The following is a 15,721-nucleotide window of genomic DNA, read 5'->3' as shown; positions in this document are numbered from 1 at the left end:
TCGCACCCGGTGCCGGGCGTTGTCATCCGCCCGGCCACTACCTTCCGATACGAGACTCGCCCCATGGATACCTACAAGAGAAAGGAGTTACTGGTCGGTGCGCTGATGCTGGCGGCCGGCCTGTTCTACCTGTTCCTCACGATCAATCTTCCGCGCAAAGGTTTCATCGACGCCTCCACGGTGCCCTACATCCTTGCCATCGGGTTGTGCCTGCTGGGCGTTCTGCAATTGCTCGCTGCCCGTACCGCGACCCCGCCGGCGAGCGACCCTGACGACGAAGCCGCCGGGGAGGAAAAAAGCCCACCCGACTACCCGACCGTGTTCAAGACGCTGGCGTTGATCGCGATTTACGTCGCGCTTCTGCAGAAGGTCGGCTTCCTGATCATGACGGCGCTGTACCTTTACGTGCAGTTCATCGTGATCACGCCACGCGAGCAGAAGGTCAATCACATCACCTACGTCATCATCGCGGTCGTGGCATCCGCCGCCATCTTCTTCACCTTCCGGCAGGGCTTCGATCTGATGCTCCCCACCGGCTTTCTGAAATTCTAGGAGGCGGCCATGTTCGAACTTCTGCAGGCCGGTTTCGGCGCGGTGTTTTCACCGTACATCTTCATTCTGATCACCCTGGGCGTGGCGGTCGGCATCGTGTTCGGCGCGGTGCCCGGCCTGTCGGCGACCATGGCGATCGCACTCTGCCTGCCACTGACCTACACCATGGGCCCGGCCGCCGGCCTCTCGCTGCTCGTCGCACTGTTCATCGGTGCGACCTCGGGCGGCCTGATTTCGGCCATCCTCTTGAAGATTCCCGGAACGCCCGCCTCCATCGCCACCACCTTCGATGGCGGCCCCATGATGGAAAAGGGCCAGGGGATCAAGGCACTTGGCATCGGCGTGGTGTTCTCCTTCATCGGCACCGTGTTCAGTATCGTGGCGCTGATGTCCATCGCGCCGTCGCTGGCCAAGGTTGCCTTGCGCTTCGGCCCGCATGAATATTTCGCCATCGCGATCTTCTCGCTGACCCTGATCGCCACCCTGTCCACTGGCTCGCTGCTCAAGGGCATCTACGCCGGCACGTTGGGTTTCGCCTTCTCCACCGTCGGCATCGCACCGGTCGATGCCATTCGCCGCTTCACCTTCGACTCGCCCAACCTCAACGGTGGTTTCGCGATGCTGACCGTGATGATCGGCATGTTCGCGGTTGCGGAGGTCATCAAGATCGCCGAGACGGGTCGCTCGATGCACAAGACCAAGGTTGGCTCGGTCAGCATGAAAGGCGTCAAGGGCTTCGGCTTCTCGATCAAGGAATTCTTCGGTCAGATTCCCAATGCCTTCCGCTCCTCCCTGATCGGTATCGGGATCGGCATCCTGCCGGGCATCGGCGCGGGCACCTCGAACATCGTTTCCTACATCATCGCCAAGAAGCGCTCCAAGCATCCCGAGCAGTTCGGCAAGGGCGCAGTCGAGGGCGTGGTGGCCAGCGAGACGGCCAACAACGCCGGTATCGGCAGCGCCATGATTCCGCTGATGACGCTGGGGATCCCAGGCGACACCGTGACCGCGATCCTGCTCGGCGGCTTCATGATCCATGGCATCCAGCCGGGCCCGCTGCTGTTCGTCAGCCAGGGTGCGCTCGTCTACACCATTTTCGCGGCGCTGATCCTGGCTTCGGTGATGATGCTGGTTCTGGAGTTCTACGGGCTGCGCATCTTCATTAAGCTGCTGGCGATTCCCAAGCACATCCTGCTACCGATCATCCTGGTGCTCTGTGTAGTCGGTGCGTTCGGCCTGAGCAGCCGCGTGTTCGATGTCTGGACGATCCTGCTCTTCGGCCTGATCGGCTACGGCTTCGTCAAAGGTGGGATGCCGGCGGCACCCTTCATCATCGGCTTCATTCTCGGGCCCATGGCGGAAACCAATTTCCGGCGCGGCCTGATGTTGTCGGATGGCAATTTCATGGGGTTCCTCAGCAACCCCATCGCGGCGACCTTCCTGATGCTCGCCCTGGCCTCGGTGCTCTGGCACCTGTTCAGCGCCCTACGCGGCCGCAAGAAGGCAGCCGTCGGCAAACTGCAAGGTACCTGATGGCGCGCCGGCTCGACGTGCACAGGGGCTTAGGCCCCTGTGCACGTTGCGCCTGGGCCGCCGCGCTCAACCGGCGTCGCACGATCCGGCCTGGATCCGGGGTCGCTTCCGCAACGCCGCCTCACACACAGGCACTCGCATGTGAAGCACGGCGCGGGCGATCAGGCGCGCTGCCCCACTTCGGCGTGTTGCAGCGTCCAGCCGGGCACACGGTCGCTCAAGGTCAGCCCGAGCCCGGGGCGACCGGGAACCAACATGCGACCGTCGCGGATTTCGAGCCGCTCTTCGAACAGGGGCTCGAGCCATTCGAAATGCTCGATCCACGGCTCGCGCAGATGGGTGGCAGCCAGATGCACATGCAACTCCATCGCGAAATGCGGCGCGAGCGTCATACCGGCTTGCTCGGCCAGCGTCTGTACCCGCAGATAGGGTGTGATGCCGCCTACCCGCGGTGCGTCCGGCATGAGGTAATCAGCGCCGCGCAGGCGTATGAATTCCCAGTGCTCGGTCGGGCTGGTGAGCATTTCACCCGTGGCGATCGGCGTATCGAACTGGCGAACCAGCTCGGCATGCCCTTCGGCGTCATGACAATCCAGGGGCTCCTCGATCCACACCAGGTCGAACGGCTCCAGGCGTCGGCACATCCGTCGCGCCTGGGGGCGATCCCATTGCTGGTTCGCATCGACCATCAGCGGAAAGCCGTCGCCCAGGTGGTTGCGCACCGTACCGACCCGAAGCAAATCCAGCGCCCAATCGGGTTGGCCGACCTTGAGCTTGATTCCACCGATACCCTGCTCCCGTGAGGCGTCGGTGTTGCGCATCAGCTGATCCAGCGGCGTGTGAAGGAAGCCGCCGGAGGTGTTGTAGCAGCGTACAGAGTCGCGATGAGCGCCGAGCAGGCGTGCCAGCGAGAGCCCGGCACGCCGCGCTTTCATGTCCCACAGCGCAACGTCGAATGCACCGATGGCCTGGGTGGCGAGGCCGCTGCGCCCGACCGAAGCCCCCGCCCAACAGAGCTTGTCCCAAAGCTTCGCGATATCGTTGGGGTTCTCGCCAAGCAGGTTCGGCGCCACTTCGCAGGCATGAGCGAACTGACCGGCCCCACCGGCACGCTTGGAATAGCTGAACCCCATTCCCTGGTAGCCGTCGCGGGTTTCGATCTCGACGATCAGGATGGCGATTTCGGTCATCGGCTTTTGCCGCCCGGTGAGCACCTTGGCGTCGCTGATCGGGTTGGGTAGCGGTAAGGCCACGGTTCTCAGACGCAGCCAGGCGATACGGTCGCCATCGCCGCAGGAAAACGCATCGTTCATGTAACCTCCCGTATGGTTCTGCTGCGCGCTGCCCTGCGAGCAAGAGCATGTCGCGAGTCGCCAAACTGCTGAACGCGCAAGCAGATGCCAGCCGAACGATTCGACTAGTCGTCATACGACCATAGACCATGATCCCGGCCGAGAGCGTTCTGGATGCGTCCCAGGCGTCACCCGACTTTAGTTCTATATCGTCCAAACGCCACGGCGCCTCAGGATAACGAGCGGCTCCGCAAAAAGGCCGTGTTATAGCGGCTTCATCGAACGAAGGAGCGATTTTGCACGCCTCTGCGGCCTGCCAGCCAGCCCCGAGTCGCTTGTTGAAAGGGCCAAGTTCGGCTTGACAAGTAACAGCTCGCTACAAATAATCGAGCCAAGTCATCCGACAACAGATGACATCAAAACAATAAGCGACGGGCAGACCATAATGACAAGCACGACGACCGCTCCCACACCCTTCAATCGCCTCCTGCTGACAGGCGCCGCAGGAGGGCTGGGCAAGGTGTTGCGCGAAACGCTTCGCCCCTACGCCACCATCATCCGCCTTTCCGACATTGCCCCCATGGAGCCCGCTGCCGGCGACCATGAAGAGGTGGTGCAATGCAGCCTCGCCGACAAGGCTGCGGTCCACGCCCTGTGCGAAGGTGTCGACGCAATCGCGCACTTCGGTGGCGTATCGGTCGAACGGCCCTTCGAGGAAATCCTCGAAGCGAATATCAAGGGCGTCTTCCATATTTATGAAGCGGCACGGCGGCACGGCATCAAGCGTGTGATCTTCGCCAGCTCCAACCATGTCATCGGCTTCTATAAGCAGACCGAAAAAATCGACGCCAGCGTGGCTCGCCGCCCGGACAGCTACTACGGCCTGTCCAAGTCCTACGGCGAGGACATGGCCAGCTTCTACTTCGATCGCTACGGCATCGAGACGGTGAGCATCCGCATCGGCTCCTCGTTCCCCGAGCCGCTCAACCGCCGGATGATGTCGACCTACCTCAGCTACCGCGACCTGACCAGCCTCATCGAGCGCTCGCTGTTCACGCCCAATGTCGGCCACACCGTGGTCTATGGCGCGTCGGCGAACCGGGACGTCTGGTGGGACAACCACATGGCCGCTCATCTCGGGTTCGAGCCTCAGGACAGCTCCGAGGTGTTCCGCGAGAAGATCGAGAAGCAGCCCCCCTACGCGCCTAATGATCCGGCGTTGATCTACCAGGGCGGCGCCTTCTGCGAAGCCGGCCCGTTCGATGACTGACTGACCGCCACGCCGCGAACAACAACAAGAGAATCGCCATGGCAAGCAAAGCAGAATTGATAGTCGACGCGCAGAACGCCACGGGTGAAAGCCCTGTGTGGGTCGCATCCGAACAGGCACTCTACTGGGTGGATATCCCCAATCGCCAGCTGTTGCGCTGGCAGGCGTCGGATGCCTCCGTCACCCGCTGGGTCGGCGACCAGATGATCGCGTGCATCGCTCGCCAGGATGCAGGCCACTGGGTTGCCGGCATGGAAGATGGCATCTATGCCCTCGCCCCGCAGGACGACGGCCGCCTGAACGCCAGACGCCTGGCCGCGGTGCAACATAGCCACGCTGGCATGCGCTTCAATGACGGGCGCTGCGACCGCCAGGGACGTTTCTGGGCGGGAACCATGGTCATGGACATGGCGGCTGGTATTCCGGCCGGCGCGCTCTACCGATTCGATGGCCAGGTCGCCGCAACGCCGCTCACGGTGCAACTCGACAACTTCGTCGTACCCAATGGTCTGGGGTTCAGCCCTGACGGACGCACCATGTACCTGTCCGACTCTCATCCGAGCGTGCAGCGCATCTGGGCATTCGACTATGACGTCGACAGCGGCACGCCCAGCAATCGCCGTCTGTTCGTCGACATGAATCAGTACCCCGGCCGCCCCGATGGCGCAGCCGTGGATAGCGACGGCTGCTACTGGATCTGCGGCAATGACGCCGGGCTGATCCATCGCTTCACCCCAAAGGGCCGCCTCGATCGCTCGCTTGAAGTGCCCGTCAAGAAACCCGCCATGTGCGCCTTTGGCGGGCCGAGGCTGGACACCCTGTTCGTGACCTCCATTCGCCCGGGCGGCGATCTCTCCGACCAGCCGCTGGCCGGTGGCGTATTCGCCCTGCAAGCCGGTGTCACCGGACTGGAGGAGCCACAGATCCGCTAAGGCTTTTACCCAAGGTCATGCTGGCATTCGCCTGACCCTCGCAACGCTGCATACCAACAACAACAAGACGGAGACTCACATGAACTTCAAACGCAAGTTGCTCATCGCTGCACTCCCCCTCGCCTTCTGCCTGTCTAGCGCCGCTCAGGCAGCCATGACCCTGAAGATCGCCGAAATCCATCCGGCCGGCTACCCGACCGTCGTGGCTCAGGAAAACATGGGCAAGAAGATCGAAGAAGCCACCAACGGCGAACTCAAGTTCCGCATGTTCTCCGGCGGCGTGCTGGGCTCGGAGAAGGAAGTGGTCGAGCAGGTGCAAATCGGTGCGGTGCAGATGACCCGTGTCAGCCTCGGCACCCTGGGGCCGGTGGTACCGGACGTCAACGCGTTCAACATGCCCTTCGTGTTCCGTGACAACGAACACATGCGCAAGGTCATCGACGGCGAGATCGGCCAGGAGATCCTCGACAAGATCACCAACTCCGAATTCAACATGGTCGGGCTCGCCTGGATGGATGGCGGGGTGCGCAACCTCTATACCAAGAAGCCGGTTCGCGAGCTGGAAGACCTCAAGGGCATGAAGATCCGCGTCATGGGCAACCCCCTGTTCATCGACACCCTCAATGCGATGGGCGCCCAGGGTGTGGCGATGGACACCGGCGAGATCTTCAGCGCACTGCAGAGCGGTGTGGTCGATGGTGCCGAGAACAACCCACCGACCATGCTCGAGCACAACCATTTCCGTGCCGCCAAGCACTACTCGTTGACCGGGCACCTGATCCTGCCCGAGCCGATCGTGATCTCCAAGACCACCTGGAACAAGCTCACCCCGGAACAGCAGGACATCGTCAAGAAGTACGCCAAGGAAGCGCAGATGGAAGAGCGCAAGCTGTGGGACGAGAAGACCGCCAGCAGCGAAGCCAAGCTCAAGGAAGAAGGTGTCGAGTTCATCGAGGTCGACAAGAAGCCCTTCTACGATGCGACTGCTCCGGTTCGCGAGAAGTACGGCGCGCCGTACGCCGAACTGATCAAGCGTATCGAAGCCGTTCAGTAATCCTCGTGCAAGCGCATCGCGGCGGCCCGTGCCGTCGCGATGCAACCGGTGGAATTTCATGAAAAACCTGGTTCTGGGCGTCAATGACGCCATCTATCGCGCCTGCGTCATCGTTGCCGCCCTGGCGATCGTGATCATGGCGACGATCATCCCCTGGGGCGTGTTCAGCCGTTACGCTCTGGGCCAGGGCCTCGGCTGGCCCGAGCCCATCGCCATCCTGCTGATGGTGCTGTTCACCTTCGTCGGCGCCGCCGCCAGCTACCGCGCCGGCGCGCACATGGCCGTGCAGGTGCTCAGCGATCGCCTGCCGCCGATGGCCCAGCCCTTCATCATCCTGTTCGTGCGCCTGGCCATGGCGGCCATCAGCCTGTTCATGCTGATCTGGGGCTACAAGCTGTGCATTGCCACCTGGAACCAGTACCTCAGCACCCTGCCCTGGATGCGCGTCGGTGTCAGCTACGCGCCGATTCCGCTGGGCGGCTTCATCACCCTGCTGTTCGTCATCGAGCAACTGTTGTACGGCGACCAGAGCAAGCGTCCGGTCGTCGATTACGAAGCCCGCGAAGAGTCCAAGGAGTCCGTGTAATGGATGCCGTCGTCCTGTTGGGCAGCTTCATCGTCCTCATCCTGCTACGCGTCCCGGTAGCCTACTCCCTCGGCCTGGCCACCCTGGCCGGCGCCTGGTGGATCGATATTCCCCTGCACGCCGTGATGATCCAGATCGCCGGCGGCGTGAACAAATTCTCCCTGCTGGCCATTCCGTTCTTCGTTCTGGCTGGCGCGATCATGGCCGAAGGCGGTATGGCTCGCCGCCTGGTCGCCTTCGCCGGGGTGCTGGTCGGCTTCGTCCGCGGCGGGCTGTCGCTGGTCAACATCACCGCCTCGACCTTTTTCGGCGCCATCTCCGGCTCGTCCCTGGCGGATACCGCTTCGGTCGGCTCGGTGCTGATCCCGGAAATGGAAAAGAAGGGCTACCCGCGGGAGTTTTCTACAGCCGTGACCGTCAGCGGCTCGGTGCAGGCGCTGCTGACTCCGCCCAGCCACAACTCGGTGATCTACTCGCTGGCGGCCGGCGGTACCGTGTCGATCTCCGCGCTCTTCGTCGCCGGCATCGGCCCGGGCCTGCTGCTCAGCACCGCCATGGCCACGCTCTGCCTGCTGTTCGCCCGTAAGCGCAACTACCCCAAGGGCGAAGTGGTGCCGCTGCGCCAGGCGCTGAAGATCTGCGTCGAGGCGCTCTGGGGCCTGATGACCATGGTGATCATCCTTGGTGGCATCCTCTCCGGCGTGTTCACTGCCACCGAGTCGGCCGCCGTGGCAGTGGTCTGGGCATTCTTCGTGACCATGTTCATCTACCGCGACTACAAGTGGCGCGAGCTGCCGAAGATGCTGCACCGCACGGTGCGCACCCTTTCCATCGTGATGATCCTGATCGCCTTCGCCGCCAGCTTCGGCTACATCATGACGTTGATGCAGATACCGTCGAAGATCACCACCCTGTTCCTGACCCTGTCGGACAACCGCTACGTAATCCTGCTGTGCATCAACTTCATGCTGCTAGTACTGGGCACGCTGATGGACATGGCGCCGCTGATTCTGATCCTCACGCCGATCCTGCTCCCGGTGGTGACCTCGTTTGACGTCGATCCGGTGCACTTCGGCATGATCATGCTGGTCAATCTGGGTATCGGCCTGATCACACCACCGGTAGGTGCGGTACTCTTCGTCGGTGCCGCCATCGGGAAGGTCAGTATCGAGAGCACGGTCAAAGCCCTGCTGCCGTTCTACGCGGCGCTGTTCGCCGTGCTGATGGCTGTGACCTATATCCCGATGATCTCGCTGTGGCTGCCTAGCGTGGTGCTCTGAACGCAGACAGGCAGGGTACGAGGACGCCGCCCCACCCGGGCGGCGTTTTACTTTGCACATTGACGAGCATTCTCAAACTCCGACCTTGAACTGGCCGCCTAACGCCGAGCCATCCTGCAACCAAACGCGTAGCACTCAGTACAGGCATTAGAAGGATTGGTTTTCCATGCAAACTGCCGCGCCCTTTCCCCGCCATATCGCCGTGCTGATCTTGGCAACCCTGGCCTGCTCGTTCGCTGGCAACCACATCGCGGCGCGCATCGCCTTCGATCACGACACCGGGCTGCTGCTGGCGATGCTCTGCCGCGCCGGCGTGACCCTGGCGGTGCTGGCGGCGTTGGTGTTCTGGCGGCGCGAATCGCTGCGCCTGAGCCCGACCACCTGGCGTTGGCAGCTGCTGCTCGGCCTGCTGATTTCAGTACAAAGCTTCTGCATCTACTCGGCGGTCGCCCGCATCCCGGTGGCGCTGGCGCTGCTGGTGGTGAACCTCTCGCCGATCCTGCTGGCGCTGCTCACCTGGGCGCTCGGCGGCCCGAGGCCGACCCGTCAGGCGCTGGCGATCATGGGCATGATCCTGTTCGGCCTGGTGCTGGTGCTGGATGTGCCGGCGCGCCTGCTGAGCGCCGAGGCGCCGGATGGCCAATGGGTCGCCGGCATCCTGTTCAGCCTGACGGCCGCCGCGGTGTTCGCGGTGGCGCTGTGGGTCACGGAACACAAGCTGTCGAAGATGGCCGGATCGGTGCGCAGCATGCTGACCCTGATCGTGGTGTTCCTTGTCTCGGCGCTGCTCGGCAGCAGCGGCCTGATTCCCGGTGGGCTCGGCCTGCCCAGCGCCACTGCTGGCTGGATCGCCCTCGCCTGCCTGGTGCTGCTCTATGGCGCGGCCTTTTCCACGCTGTTCATCTGCATGCCGCGGCTGAACATTGCGCGCAACGCGCCGGTGATGAACATGGAGCCGGTCGCCGGCATGCTCCTCGGCTGGCTGGTGCTCGGCCAGCTGCTCGGCCCATTGCAGATATTCGGCGGGTTGATCGTGGTGGGCGGCATCGTGTTGCTGGCCTACCGCAAGCATTGAATCCGATTACAGAGATCGTCTCGTAGAAGGCAGCGCATGCCGCTATAGGCGGCAGGCGCCTGTGCTATGGATGACGGGCGTCGGCCGGTGTCATCAACCAGCCTTGTCCGTCTCGGCCTCTTCGTGGGCCTGACGCAGGCGCTCACGGCTGTTGGTCAGGTGCAGGCGCATCGCCGCGCGGGCGGATTCGGCATCCTGACGGGCGATGGCGTCATAGATCTGCTCGTGTTCGCGACCCAGGCGCTGCTGGTAATGCGGCTGGTCGTCGTGGGCAAGACGCGCGGAGTTGAGGCGACTACGCGGAATGATCGCCGTGCCCAGGTGATTCATGATGTCGGTGAAGTAACGGTTGCCGGTCGCTTCGGCGATCTGCAGATGGAACTGGAAGTCCGACACCGCGGCCTCGCTGGACAGGGCAGCACTCTGCTGGAGCGAATCGAGGAAGGCGCGCATCGCCGCCAGCTGCTCCGGTGTACGCCGCTGAGCCGCCAGCCCGGCCGACTCAACCTCCAGACTGATCCGTAACTCGAGAATCGACAGCACGTCACGCAAGGTGCCGATCGTCGCCGGATCGATACGCAAACCGGTGGTGCTCGGCGTATCCAGCACGAAGGTCCCAATGCCATGGCGAGTTTCGACCAGGCCCGAGGCCTGCAAACGCGAGATCGCCTCCCGCACCACGGTGCGGCTGACACCCTGCGCCTGCATGATGGCCGACTCGGTGGGCAATTTGTCGCCCCGCTTGATCAGGCCGTCACGAATCTGCTGCGACAGCTCCGTCACCAGCTCCTGGGCAAGGCTGCGATGTTTGCGGCGGACACGTGGCTGGGCGCTCTGGTTTTCCATGGGCACTTCGATCTCTGAGAAACGAACTGACGGCTATCATAGCTCAGCAGTTGTACGATAACTATCCGCAACATCCGGTTTGCGGCCTATGACCTTGCGTCCGAAATCCGAGCGACTGTCGATCGCCTTCTATACTGAGCGAACGTTCCCAGCAGGAGATCGAATCATGCGAAAACTATGGGTAATCGCCGTTGCGGCTTTGATGAGCGCACCGGCCTGGGCTATGCATTGCCCGCAGGACATGGCGGAAATCGACCAACAGCTGCAATCCAACCCGCCATCGGATCCGGCGATCCTGTCACGCGTGCAGGCATTGCGCGAGGAAGGTGAAAAACTGCACAACGCCGGGGACCATGAAGGTTCGCTGAAGGCACTGGGAGAAGCCAAGGAGCTACTCGACAGCTGACGCGCTGCGCCGATGGTGGCCGCTAGCGATAGGGGCTGCCATCGGCTTTGTTGCAGCGAACCCGCAACTCCTTTCGTTCGAAATCCTGTTCACTGCTCAGCGTTTCGAAGCCATCCGGGCAGGCATGCTCTGCCAAGGTTTCGCAGCTGGGCTCCCCGGCGACCTTCTCACATGCAAAGACATACTCATCGTCGCCCTTGGCCGGCGGCACGCTCTCAGTAGTCATGCAGCCGCCCAGCAGCGCTGCCACCAGCACGAACATCGCCGTTTCGCGTGGGTGATACCCCCTGACTCGACGCCTCTGTAGGCAATGGCTGACGCACATTGGCGAGCTTCGCTTATTCCGCCTCATCTCAGGGTTGCCTATTCTGAGCATCAGTAGCGCAGGACGCGCACCGGGAAAGGATGCTCGAACGGAACGGTCGCTGGAGAGCGGCTTCATGGACGATGGAACGACGGATGCGACACTTGCAGCCCCGCCCCGCGCGGGGCTTTTTATTGCCTGATTTCATCGCGGGTTCGGCGCCTCATTGCGCTCCGCATTGTCCGGGTCGGTATCAGGTACACGATCACGAATACGTTCGGCCTCTCGGCTGCCCGCAGGCGTCTTGCCCTCGTTGCCGGGCAGTTCATCGACGCCAGCTTCGCCGCCCGGATTCACATCGGTGCGCTCGCTGCCCAGAGGGGGTGGAGAACCAGGCACAACGATACCGTCATCGTCGGCGTTGTTGGCGGCAGCGCTCAGTTCTTGGTGCCGGGTTGGGTCGTTCGGGTCTTGGGTCGCCATGCGCTATCCCCTTCGGTTGCTCTTGCCTGTTTGGAGGGCGCACGGCCGGTGACGTTCATGCAGTGAGCGACCGTTGATCATGAAGTCGGCCTGCCCTCTCGGTTGCGCCGGGTGCCGCGGCTGGTTATAGTCCTGCGCCGCGATCCCGAGGGTCGCGCGCAACATGCCCGGATGGCGAAACTGGTAGACGCAAGGGACTTAAAATCCCTCATCCGAAAGGGTATGCGGGTTCGATTCCCGCTCCGGGCACCAGCCGTCTCTTGTGAAGCCGAGCCGGGTTTCACCTCGTCAAGCGTCATCCCCCCCTCCTCGCCGTGACGCGCCGTTCAATGCCTGCGCCGCAGGCCGACGATTATCCAGAACACCAGCCCCAGAATGGGGAACAGGGCGATGCCCAAGGCCCAGAGCGCCTTCGCGCCCACGGTACGATCGCTTTTGAAAACGCTGACGATGGCAAGCAGATCCAGAGCGATAACGGCCACCGCGACGGCGATGGCAAGGTAACTGACGGCATCCGACATGCTGGGTACTCCACGGACTCGATACAGGTGAGTCTTTCGAGCGAGCGCGTCAGTTCCATGCAGAGGGGTGCGGAAGGGATGACGATGATCGGCAGGGTAAAAAGCCAGACGAAAAAAAACCGCAGGCTTTCGCTTGCGGTTTCTTTTTTAATGGAGGCCGATGTCGGAATCGAACCGGCGTACACGGATTTGCAATCCGCTGCATAACCACTCTGCCAACCGGCCTCAAAACGATGACGCCGCATACTGCGGCGTCATCGTCAACAAACTGGAGCGGGAAACGAGACTCGAACTCGCGACCCCGACCTTGGCAAGGTCGTGCTCTACCAACTGAGCTATTCCCGCATCGTCTTGGTGACGGGCGCCATTTTATAGTTTCGTGACGCCCCGTCAAGCCTTTGATTAAAAAAGTTTTTATTTAGTTTCGGTTGGGCTGAGGTGCGGCCAGGCGGCGATCAGGTAATTGACCATCGACCATAGCGTCAGACCGGCTGCAACGATCAGCAAGGCGTAACCCAACCCGACCCAGACGGTTGCCAGCGGTGGATTGGCCAGCAGGATGACCAACGCGGTCATCTGCGCCGCGGTCTTCCATTTGCCGAGATTGGACACCGCCACCTGTGCCCTTGCCCCGAGCTCGGCCATCCACTCCCGCAAGGCCGATACCACGATTTCACGCCCAATGATGATCGCGGCCGGCAAGGTCAGCCATAGATTGGAGTGTTCCTCGACCAGTAGCACCAGCGCGACCGCGACCATCAGCTTGTCGGCGACGGGGTCCAGAAAGGCACCGAATGGCGTGCTTTGCTGTAATCGCCGAGCGAGGTAGCCGTCGAGCCAATCGGTCGCAGCGGCGAAGGCGAAGACCACGCTGCAGGCCAGGTAGCTCCATTTGAACGGTAGGTAGAACAACAGAATGATGATGGGGATCAGCAGTACGCGCAGTACGGTGAGAATGTTTGGAATGTTCATCGATACCACTGTCCGCAAATTTGGATGAGGATTCTACTCACTGTGCAGAGTGGCATAAATCGACTCGGCAAGCTTTTTACTGATGCCGGGCGCCTTGGCGATCTCGTCCAGGCTGGCGCGACACAATTCTTGCAGACCGCCGAAATGCTTGAGCAGTTCGCGCCGGCGCTTCGGCCCGATGCCGGGAACGTTCTCCAGCGTAGAGGTCGTTCGCGCCTTGCCGCGCCTCGCCCGGTGGCCGGTAATGGCGAAGCGATGCGCCTCGTCGCGTACCTGCTGAATGAGGTGCAGCGCCGGGGAATCGCCTGGCAGCGTGAATTCGTGCGCCGCATCGTTCAGGTAGAGGGTTTCGAAGCCGGGCTTGCGGGTCACGCCTTTGGCTACGCCCAGCAGGATCAGGTCCGGCACCGCGAGCTCCTGCAGCACCTCCCGCGCCATGTTCAACTGGCCCTTGCCGCCGTCGACAAGCAGGATGTCCGGCAGCTTGCCCTCGCCTTCGGCCGCCTTTCGGAAGCGCCGTGACAGGGCCTGATGCATCGCGGCGTAGTCATCACCCGCGGTGACGCCTTCGATGTTGTACCGGCGATAGTCGGACTTCAGTGCGCCCTCGGGCCCGAACACCACGCAGGAGGCGACGGTCGCCTCGCCGCTGGAGTGGCTGATATCGAAACATTCGAGCCGCGTGGGTGGCTCCTCCAGGTCCAGCGCGTCGGCCAGCGCCTGGAATCGCGCTGCCAAGTGCTGGCGACTGGCGAGCCGGGCGCCGAGGGCTTGCTCGGCATTGGTCAGCGCCAGTTGTTGCCAGCGCGCGCGGGTGCCGCGTACGCGATGCGTGATGGCCAGCTCGACGCTGCGCAACTCGCGCAGCGCATCGATGAGCGTGTCGAAATCCTCGTGAACGGTGTTGACGATCAGCTCGGACGGCAGGTCGCGCTCCATCGAACCCAGGTAATACTGCTCCAGAAAGGCCTGCAGCACTTCGCTGACGCTTTCCTCGATGGCGACCTGGGGAAAGAAGTTCTTGCTGCCCAGCACTCGGCCGCTACGCACGCTGATCAGGTGTACACAAGCGCCCCCGGGGCTCACCACGGCCGAAACGATATCGACGTTACCGCTGCCGCCTTCCATGCTTTGCTGGTCCTGCACGCGGCGGAGGATGCCAATCTGGTCGCGAATTTCTGCCGCCCGCTCGAAATCCAGCGCCATCGCGGCCTTTTCCATGTTCCTCGACAGCTCTTCGGCGAGCGCGTTACTGCGGCCTTCCAGGAACATTACCGAATGGCGGACGTCCTCGGCATACTCGGCAGGATCGACCAGGTTCACGCACGGCGCCTTGCAGCGCTTGATCTGGTACTGCAAGCACGGCCGGGTACGGTTGCGGTAATAGCTGTCCTCGCACTGACGAACGAAAAAGGCTTTCTGCAACAGGCTCAGACTCTCACGGATCGCTCCCGCGCTGGGGTACGGACCGAAATACCGACCTGGCTCCTTCTTCGCGCCGCGGTGAATGCTCAGCCGCGGGAAGTCGCCGCTCGACAGGAACACGTAGGGATATGACTTATCGTCGCGCAGCAGGATGTTGTACGGCGGCCGCCACTGCTTGATCAGCGTCTGTTCGAGCAGCAACGCTTCGGTTTCATTCGCCGTGATGGTCGTCTCGACCTGGGCGATCCGAGCCACCAGGGCTGCCGTCTTGGGCGCTTGCCCGGTCTTGCGGAAGTAACTGGCGAGGCGCTTCTTGAGGTTCTTGGCCTTGCCGACGTACAGCAGCTTGGCCTCGGCGTCGAACATCCGGTAGACGCCGGGTCGCCCACTGCAGGACGCGAGGAATGCCGAGGAATCGAAGCCGGTCATCAATTGATGGTGTCGACCATGCCGTGGCGGACGGCCAGCAATGCCAGCTCGACATCGCTGGACACGGACAGCTTCTCGTAAATGCGGTACCGGTAGGTGTTCACCGTTTTCGGCGACAGGCACAGCTTGTCGGATATCGTCTGGACCTTCTGGCAGTTCGCGATCATGAGGGCAATTTGGATCTCGCGCTCGGACAGCAGATCGAACGGTGAACCGTTGACCTTCGGCTGGAAGGACTTGAGTGCCAGCTGCTGGGCAATCTGCGGACTGATATAGCGTTGCCCGGCGAATACCATGCGGATGGCCTGGACCATTTCCTCGAGGGCGGCCCCCTTGGTCAGGTAGCCGGCGGCACCGGCCTGGAGCAGGCGCGTCGGAAACGGATCCTCCTCACAGATCGTGACCGCGATGACCTTTATGTCCGGATGGCTGCGCAGCAGTTTGCGCGTGGCCTCGAGGCCACCGATGCCAGGCATCTTGACATCCATCAGAACGACGTCCGGCTTGAGCTCGCGCGACTTCTTGATCGCCGCTTCCCCGGACTCGGCCTGACCGATCACCTGCAAGCCGTCGATATCGGCCAACATGCGGGATATGCCTGTGCGTACCAGATCGTGGTCGTCGACCACCAGCACCCTAATCAAGCAGACACCTCTTCAGTACGATTTCAAAGCTGGCTGGCTGCTCGCTTCATAAGCGGCGAACTCTACCAAATCCTTGCCGGCTTACCCAGACCGCACGTCACATGGCCAGATGATATT

At 62.3% G+C, this 15,721-nt stretch carries 17 protein-coding genes and 3 tRNA genes; 10 read left to right on the top strand and 10 right to left on the bottom strand.

Annotated features, from left to right (window positions below):
* Positions 1-63 precede the first annotated feature (63 nt).
* Positions 64-552, top strand: coding sequence for a tripartite tricarboxylate transporter TctB family protein (locus MST27_RS09395; protein WP_243605697.1), 489 nt, complete (start codon positions 64-66; stop codon positions 550-552).
* 9 nt (positions 553-561) lie between these two features.
* Entirely contained in the window at positions 562-2,085 is a 1,524-nt protein-coding gene (locus tag MST27_RS09390; protein ID WP_243605696.1) for a tripartite tricarboxylate transporter permease, read from the top strand.
* A 161-nt stretch (positions 2,086-2,246) separates the two neighbouring features.
* On the opposite strand, the gene MST27_RS09385 is transcribed toward MST27_RS09390, so the two are convergent.
* The gene (locus MST27_RS09385) at positions 2,247-3,398 is read right to left on the bottom strand and encodes an L-talarate/galactarate dehydratase (protein WP_243605695.1); all 1,152 of its coding nucleotides are present in this window, start codon (positions 3,396-3,398) and stop codon (positions 2,247-2,249) included.
* A 424-nt stretch (positions 3,399-3,822) separates the two neighbouring features.
* On the opposite strand from MST27_RS09385, the gene MST27_RS09380 reads away from it, so the two are divergent.
* The 6 genes from MST27_RS09380 to MST27_RS09355 all read left to right on the top strand — a co-directional run bounded on the left by MST27_RS09380 (position 3,823) and on the right by MST27_RS09355 (position 9,574).
* Positions 3,823-4,647, top strand: coding sequence for an NAD-dependent epimerase/dehydratase family protein (locus MST27_RS09380; protein ID WP_243605694.1), 825 nt, complete (start codon positions 3,823-3,825; stop codon positions 4,645-4,647).
* Positions 4,648-4,685: 38 nt separating this feature from the next.
* Complete coding sequence (locus tag MST27_RS09375) at positions 4,686-5,579, top strand: SMP-30/gluconolactonase/LRE family protein (protein ID WP_243605693.1); 894 nt, start codon at positions 4,686-4,688, stop codon at positions 5,577-5,579.
* A gap of 79 nt (positions 5,580-5,658) precedes the next feature.
* On the top strand, positions 5,659-6,633 hold the full coding sequence (locus MST27_RS09370; protein ID WP_243605692.1) for a TRAP transporter substrate-binding protein: 975 nt from the start codon (positions 5,659-5,661) through the stop codon (positions 6,631-6,633).
* 58 nt (positions 6,634-6,691) lie between these two features.
* Positions 6,692-7,219 (top strand): TRAP transporter small permease, encoded by a 528-nt coding sequence (locus MST27_RS09365; protein WP_243605691.1) that lies wholly within the window; start codon positions 6,692-6,694, stop codon positions 7,217-7,219.
* On the top strand, positions 7,219-8,499 hold the full coding sequence (locus tag MST27_RS09360; protein WP_243605690.1) for a TRAP transporter large permease: 1,281 nt from the start codon (positions 7,219-7,221) through the stop codon (positions 8,497-8,499). The genes MST27_RS09365 and MST27_RS09360 overlap by 1 nt, the downstream gene beginning before the upstream one ends.
* Positions 8,500-8,665: 166 nt before the next feature.
* The gene (locus tag MST27_RS09355) at positions 8,666-9,574 is read left to right on the top strand and encodes an EamA family transporter (RefSeq protein WP_243605689.1); all 909 of its coding nucleotides are present in this window, start codon (positions 8,666-8,668) and stop codon (positions 9,572-9,574) included.
* A 93-nt stretch (positions 9,575-9,667) separates the two neighbouring features.
* Here MST27_RS09355 and MST27_RS09350 read toward each other — a convergent pair whose 3' ends face one another.
* Positions 9,668-10,420: a FadR/GntR family transcriptional regulator gene (locus MST27_RS09350; RefSeq protein WP_243605688.1), complete on the bottom strand. Its 753-nt coding sequence runs from the start codon at positions 10,418-10,420 to the stop codon at positions 9,668-9,670.
* A gap of 166 nt (positions 10,421-10,586) precedes the next feature.
* Here MST27_RS09350 and MST27_RS09345 point away from each other — a divergent pair, with 166 nt between their 5' ends.
* The gene (locus MST27_RS09345) at positions 10,587-10,826 is read left to right on the top strand and encodes a hypothetical protein (RefSeq protein ID WP_243605687.1); all 240 of its coding nucleotides are present in this window, start codon (positions 10,587-10,589) and stop codon (positions 10,824-10,826) included.
* Positions 10,827-10,848: 22 nt separating this feature from the next.
* Here the strand turns inward: MST27_RS09345 and MST27_RS09340 are convergent, their stop codons facing one another.
* Both MST27_RS09340 and MST27_RS09335 read right to left on the bottom strand, forming a co-directional pair.
* Positions 10,849-11,088 carry a hypothetical protein gene (locus MST27_RS09340; protein ID WP_243605686.1) on the bottom strand — a complete coding sequence of 80 codons (240 nt, stop codon included), beginning with the start codon at positions 11,086-11,088 and terminating at the stop codon, positions 10,849-10,851.
* Between the two features lie 246 nt (positions 11,089-11,334).
* Positions 11,335-11,613, bottom strand: coding sequence for a hypothetical protein (locus MST27_RS09335; RefSeq protein WP_243605685.1), 279 nt, complete (start codon positions 11,611-11,613; stop codon positions 11,335-11,337).
* A 165-nt stretch (positions 11,614-11,778) separates the two neighbouring features.
* Here MST27_RS09335 and MST27_RS09330 point away from each other — a divergent pair.
* Positions 11,779-11,865: transfer RNA gene (locus MST27_RS09330), tRNA-Leu, on the top strand.
* Between the two features lie 74 nt (positions 11,866-11,939).
* Here the strand turns inward: MST27_RS09330 and MST27_RS09325 are convergent.
* The 6 genes from MST27_RS09325 to gacA all read right to left on the bottom strand — a co-directional run bounded on the left by MST27_RS09325 (position 11,940) and on the right by gacA (position 15,604).
* Positions 11,940-12,134 (bottom strand): PLD nuclease N-terminal domain-containing protein, encoded by a 195-nt coding sequence (locus MST27_RS09325; RefSeq protein WP_243605684.1) that lies wholly within the window; start codon positions 12,132-12,134, stop codon positions 11,940-11,942.
* 151 nt (positions 12,135-12,285) lie between these two features.
* Positions 12,286-12,359: transfer RNA gene (locus MST27_RS09320), tRNA-Cys, on the bottom strand.
* A 44-nt stretch (positions 12,360-12,403) separates the two neighbouring features.
* A tRNA-Gly gene (locus MST27_RS09315) sits at positions 12,404-12,479 on the bottom strand.
* A 69-nt stretch (positions 12,480-12,548) separates the two neighbouring features.
* Positions 12,549-13,106: a CDP-diacylglycerol--glycerol-3-phosphate 3-phosphatidyltransferase gene (gene pgsA, locus MST27_RS09310; protein ID WP_243605683.1), complete on the bottom strand. Its 558-nt coding sequence runs from the start codon at positions 13,104-13,106 to the stop codon at positions 12,549-12,551.
* Positions 13,107-13,139: 33 nt separating this feature from the next.
* Positions 13,140-14,963, bottom strand: a complete 1,824-nt coding sequence (uvrC, locus tag MST27_RS09305; protein WP_243605682.1) for an excinuclease ABC subunit UvrC — start codon at positions 14,961-14,963, stop codon at positions 13,140-13,142.
* Entirely contained in the window at positions 14,960-15,604 is a 645-nt protein-coding gene (gene gacA, locus MST27_RS09300) for a response regulator transcription factor GacA (RefSeq protein ID WP_243605681.1), read from the bottom strand. The genes uvrC and gacA overlap by 4 nt, the downstream gene beginning before the upstream one ends.
* Positions 15,605-15,721 lie beyond the last annotated feature (117 nt).

Origin of the sequence: Stutzerimonas marianensis (assembly GCF_022810315.1) — a bacterium.
Taxonomy (GTDB): Bacteria; Pseudomonadota; Gammaproteobacteria; order Pseudomonadales; family Pseudomonadaceae; genus Stutzerimonas; species Stutzerimonas marianensis.
Note: the sequence above shows the minus strand (reverse complement) of the source record. Positions and strands in the feature narration are given on the sequence as shown.

What these genes read in the sequence shown, in the direction of transcription:
- MST27_RS09345 (WP_243605687.1), top strand. Translation starts at nt 10,587, where the DNA reads ATGCGAAAACTATGGGTAATCGCCGTTGCGGCTTTGATGAGCGCACCG.
- MST27_RS09365 (WP_243605691.1), top strand. Translation starts at nt 6,692, where the DNA reads ATGAAAAACCTGGTTCTGGGCGTCAATGACGCCATCTATCGCGCCTGC.
- pgsA (WP_243605683.1), bottom strand. Translation starts at nt 13,106, where the DNA reads ATGAACATTCCAAACATTCTCACCGTACTGCGCGTACTGCTGATCCCC.
- MST27_RS09335 (WP_243605685.1), bottom strand. Translation starts at nt 11,613, where the DNA reads ATGGCGACCCAAGACCCGAACGACCCAACCCGGCACCAAGAACTGAGC.
- MST27_RS09355 (WP_243605689.1), top strand. Translation starts at nt 8,666, where the DNA reads ATGCAAACTGCCGCGCCCTTTCCCCGCCATATCGCCGTGCTGATCTTG.
- MST27_RS09385 (WP_243605695.1), bottom strand. Translation starts at nt 3,398, where the DNA reads ATGAACGATGCGTTTTCCTGCGGCGATGGCGACCGTATCGCCTGGCTG.
- MST27_RS09360 (WP_243605690.1), top strand. Translation starts at nt 7,219, where the DNA reads ATGGATGCCGTCGTCCTGTTGGGCAGCTTCATCGTCCTCATCCTGCTA.
- MST27_RS09325 (WP_243605684.1), bottom strand. Translation starts at nt 12,134, where the DNA reads ATGTCGGATGCCGTCAGTTACCTTGCCATCGCCGTCGCGGTGGCCGTT.
- MST27_RS09370 (WP_243605692.1), top strand. Translation starts at nt 5,659, where the DNA reads ATGAACTTCAAACGCAAGTTGCTCATCGCTGCACTCCCCCTCGCCTTC.
- MST27_RS09375 (WP_243605693.1), top strand. Translation starts at nt 4,686, where the DNA reads ATGGCAAGCAAAGCAGAATTGATAGTCGACGCGCAGAACGCCACGGGT.
- MST27_RS09390 (WP_243605696.1), top strand. Translation starts at nt 562, where the DNA reads ATGTTCGAACTTCTGCAGGCCGGTTTCGGCGCGGTGTTTTCACCGTAC.
- MST27_RS09350 (WP_243605688.1), bottom strand. Translation starts at nt 10,420, where the DNA reads ATGGAAAACCAGAGCGCCCAGCCACGTGTCCGCCGCAAACATCGCAGC.
- MST27_RS09395 (WP_243605697.1), top strand. Translation starts at nt 64, where the DNA reads ATGGATACCTACAAGAGAAAGGAGTTACTGGTCGGTGCGCTGATGCTG.
- MST27_RS09380 (WP_243605694.1), top strand. Translation starts at nt 3,823, where the DNA reads ATGACAAGCACGACGACCGCTCCCACACCCTTCAATCGCCTCCTGCTG.
- MST27_RS09340 (WP_243605686.1), bottom strand. Translation starts at nt 11,088, where the DNA reads ATGTTCGTGCTGGTGGCAGCGCTGCTGGGCGGCTGCATGACTACTGAG.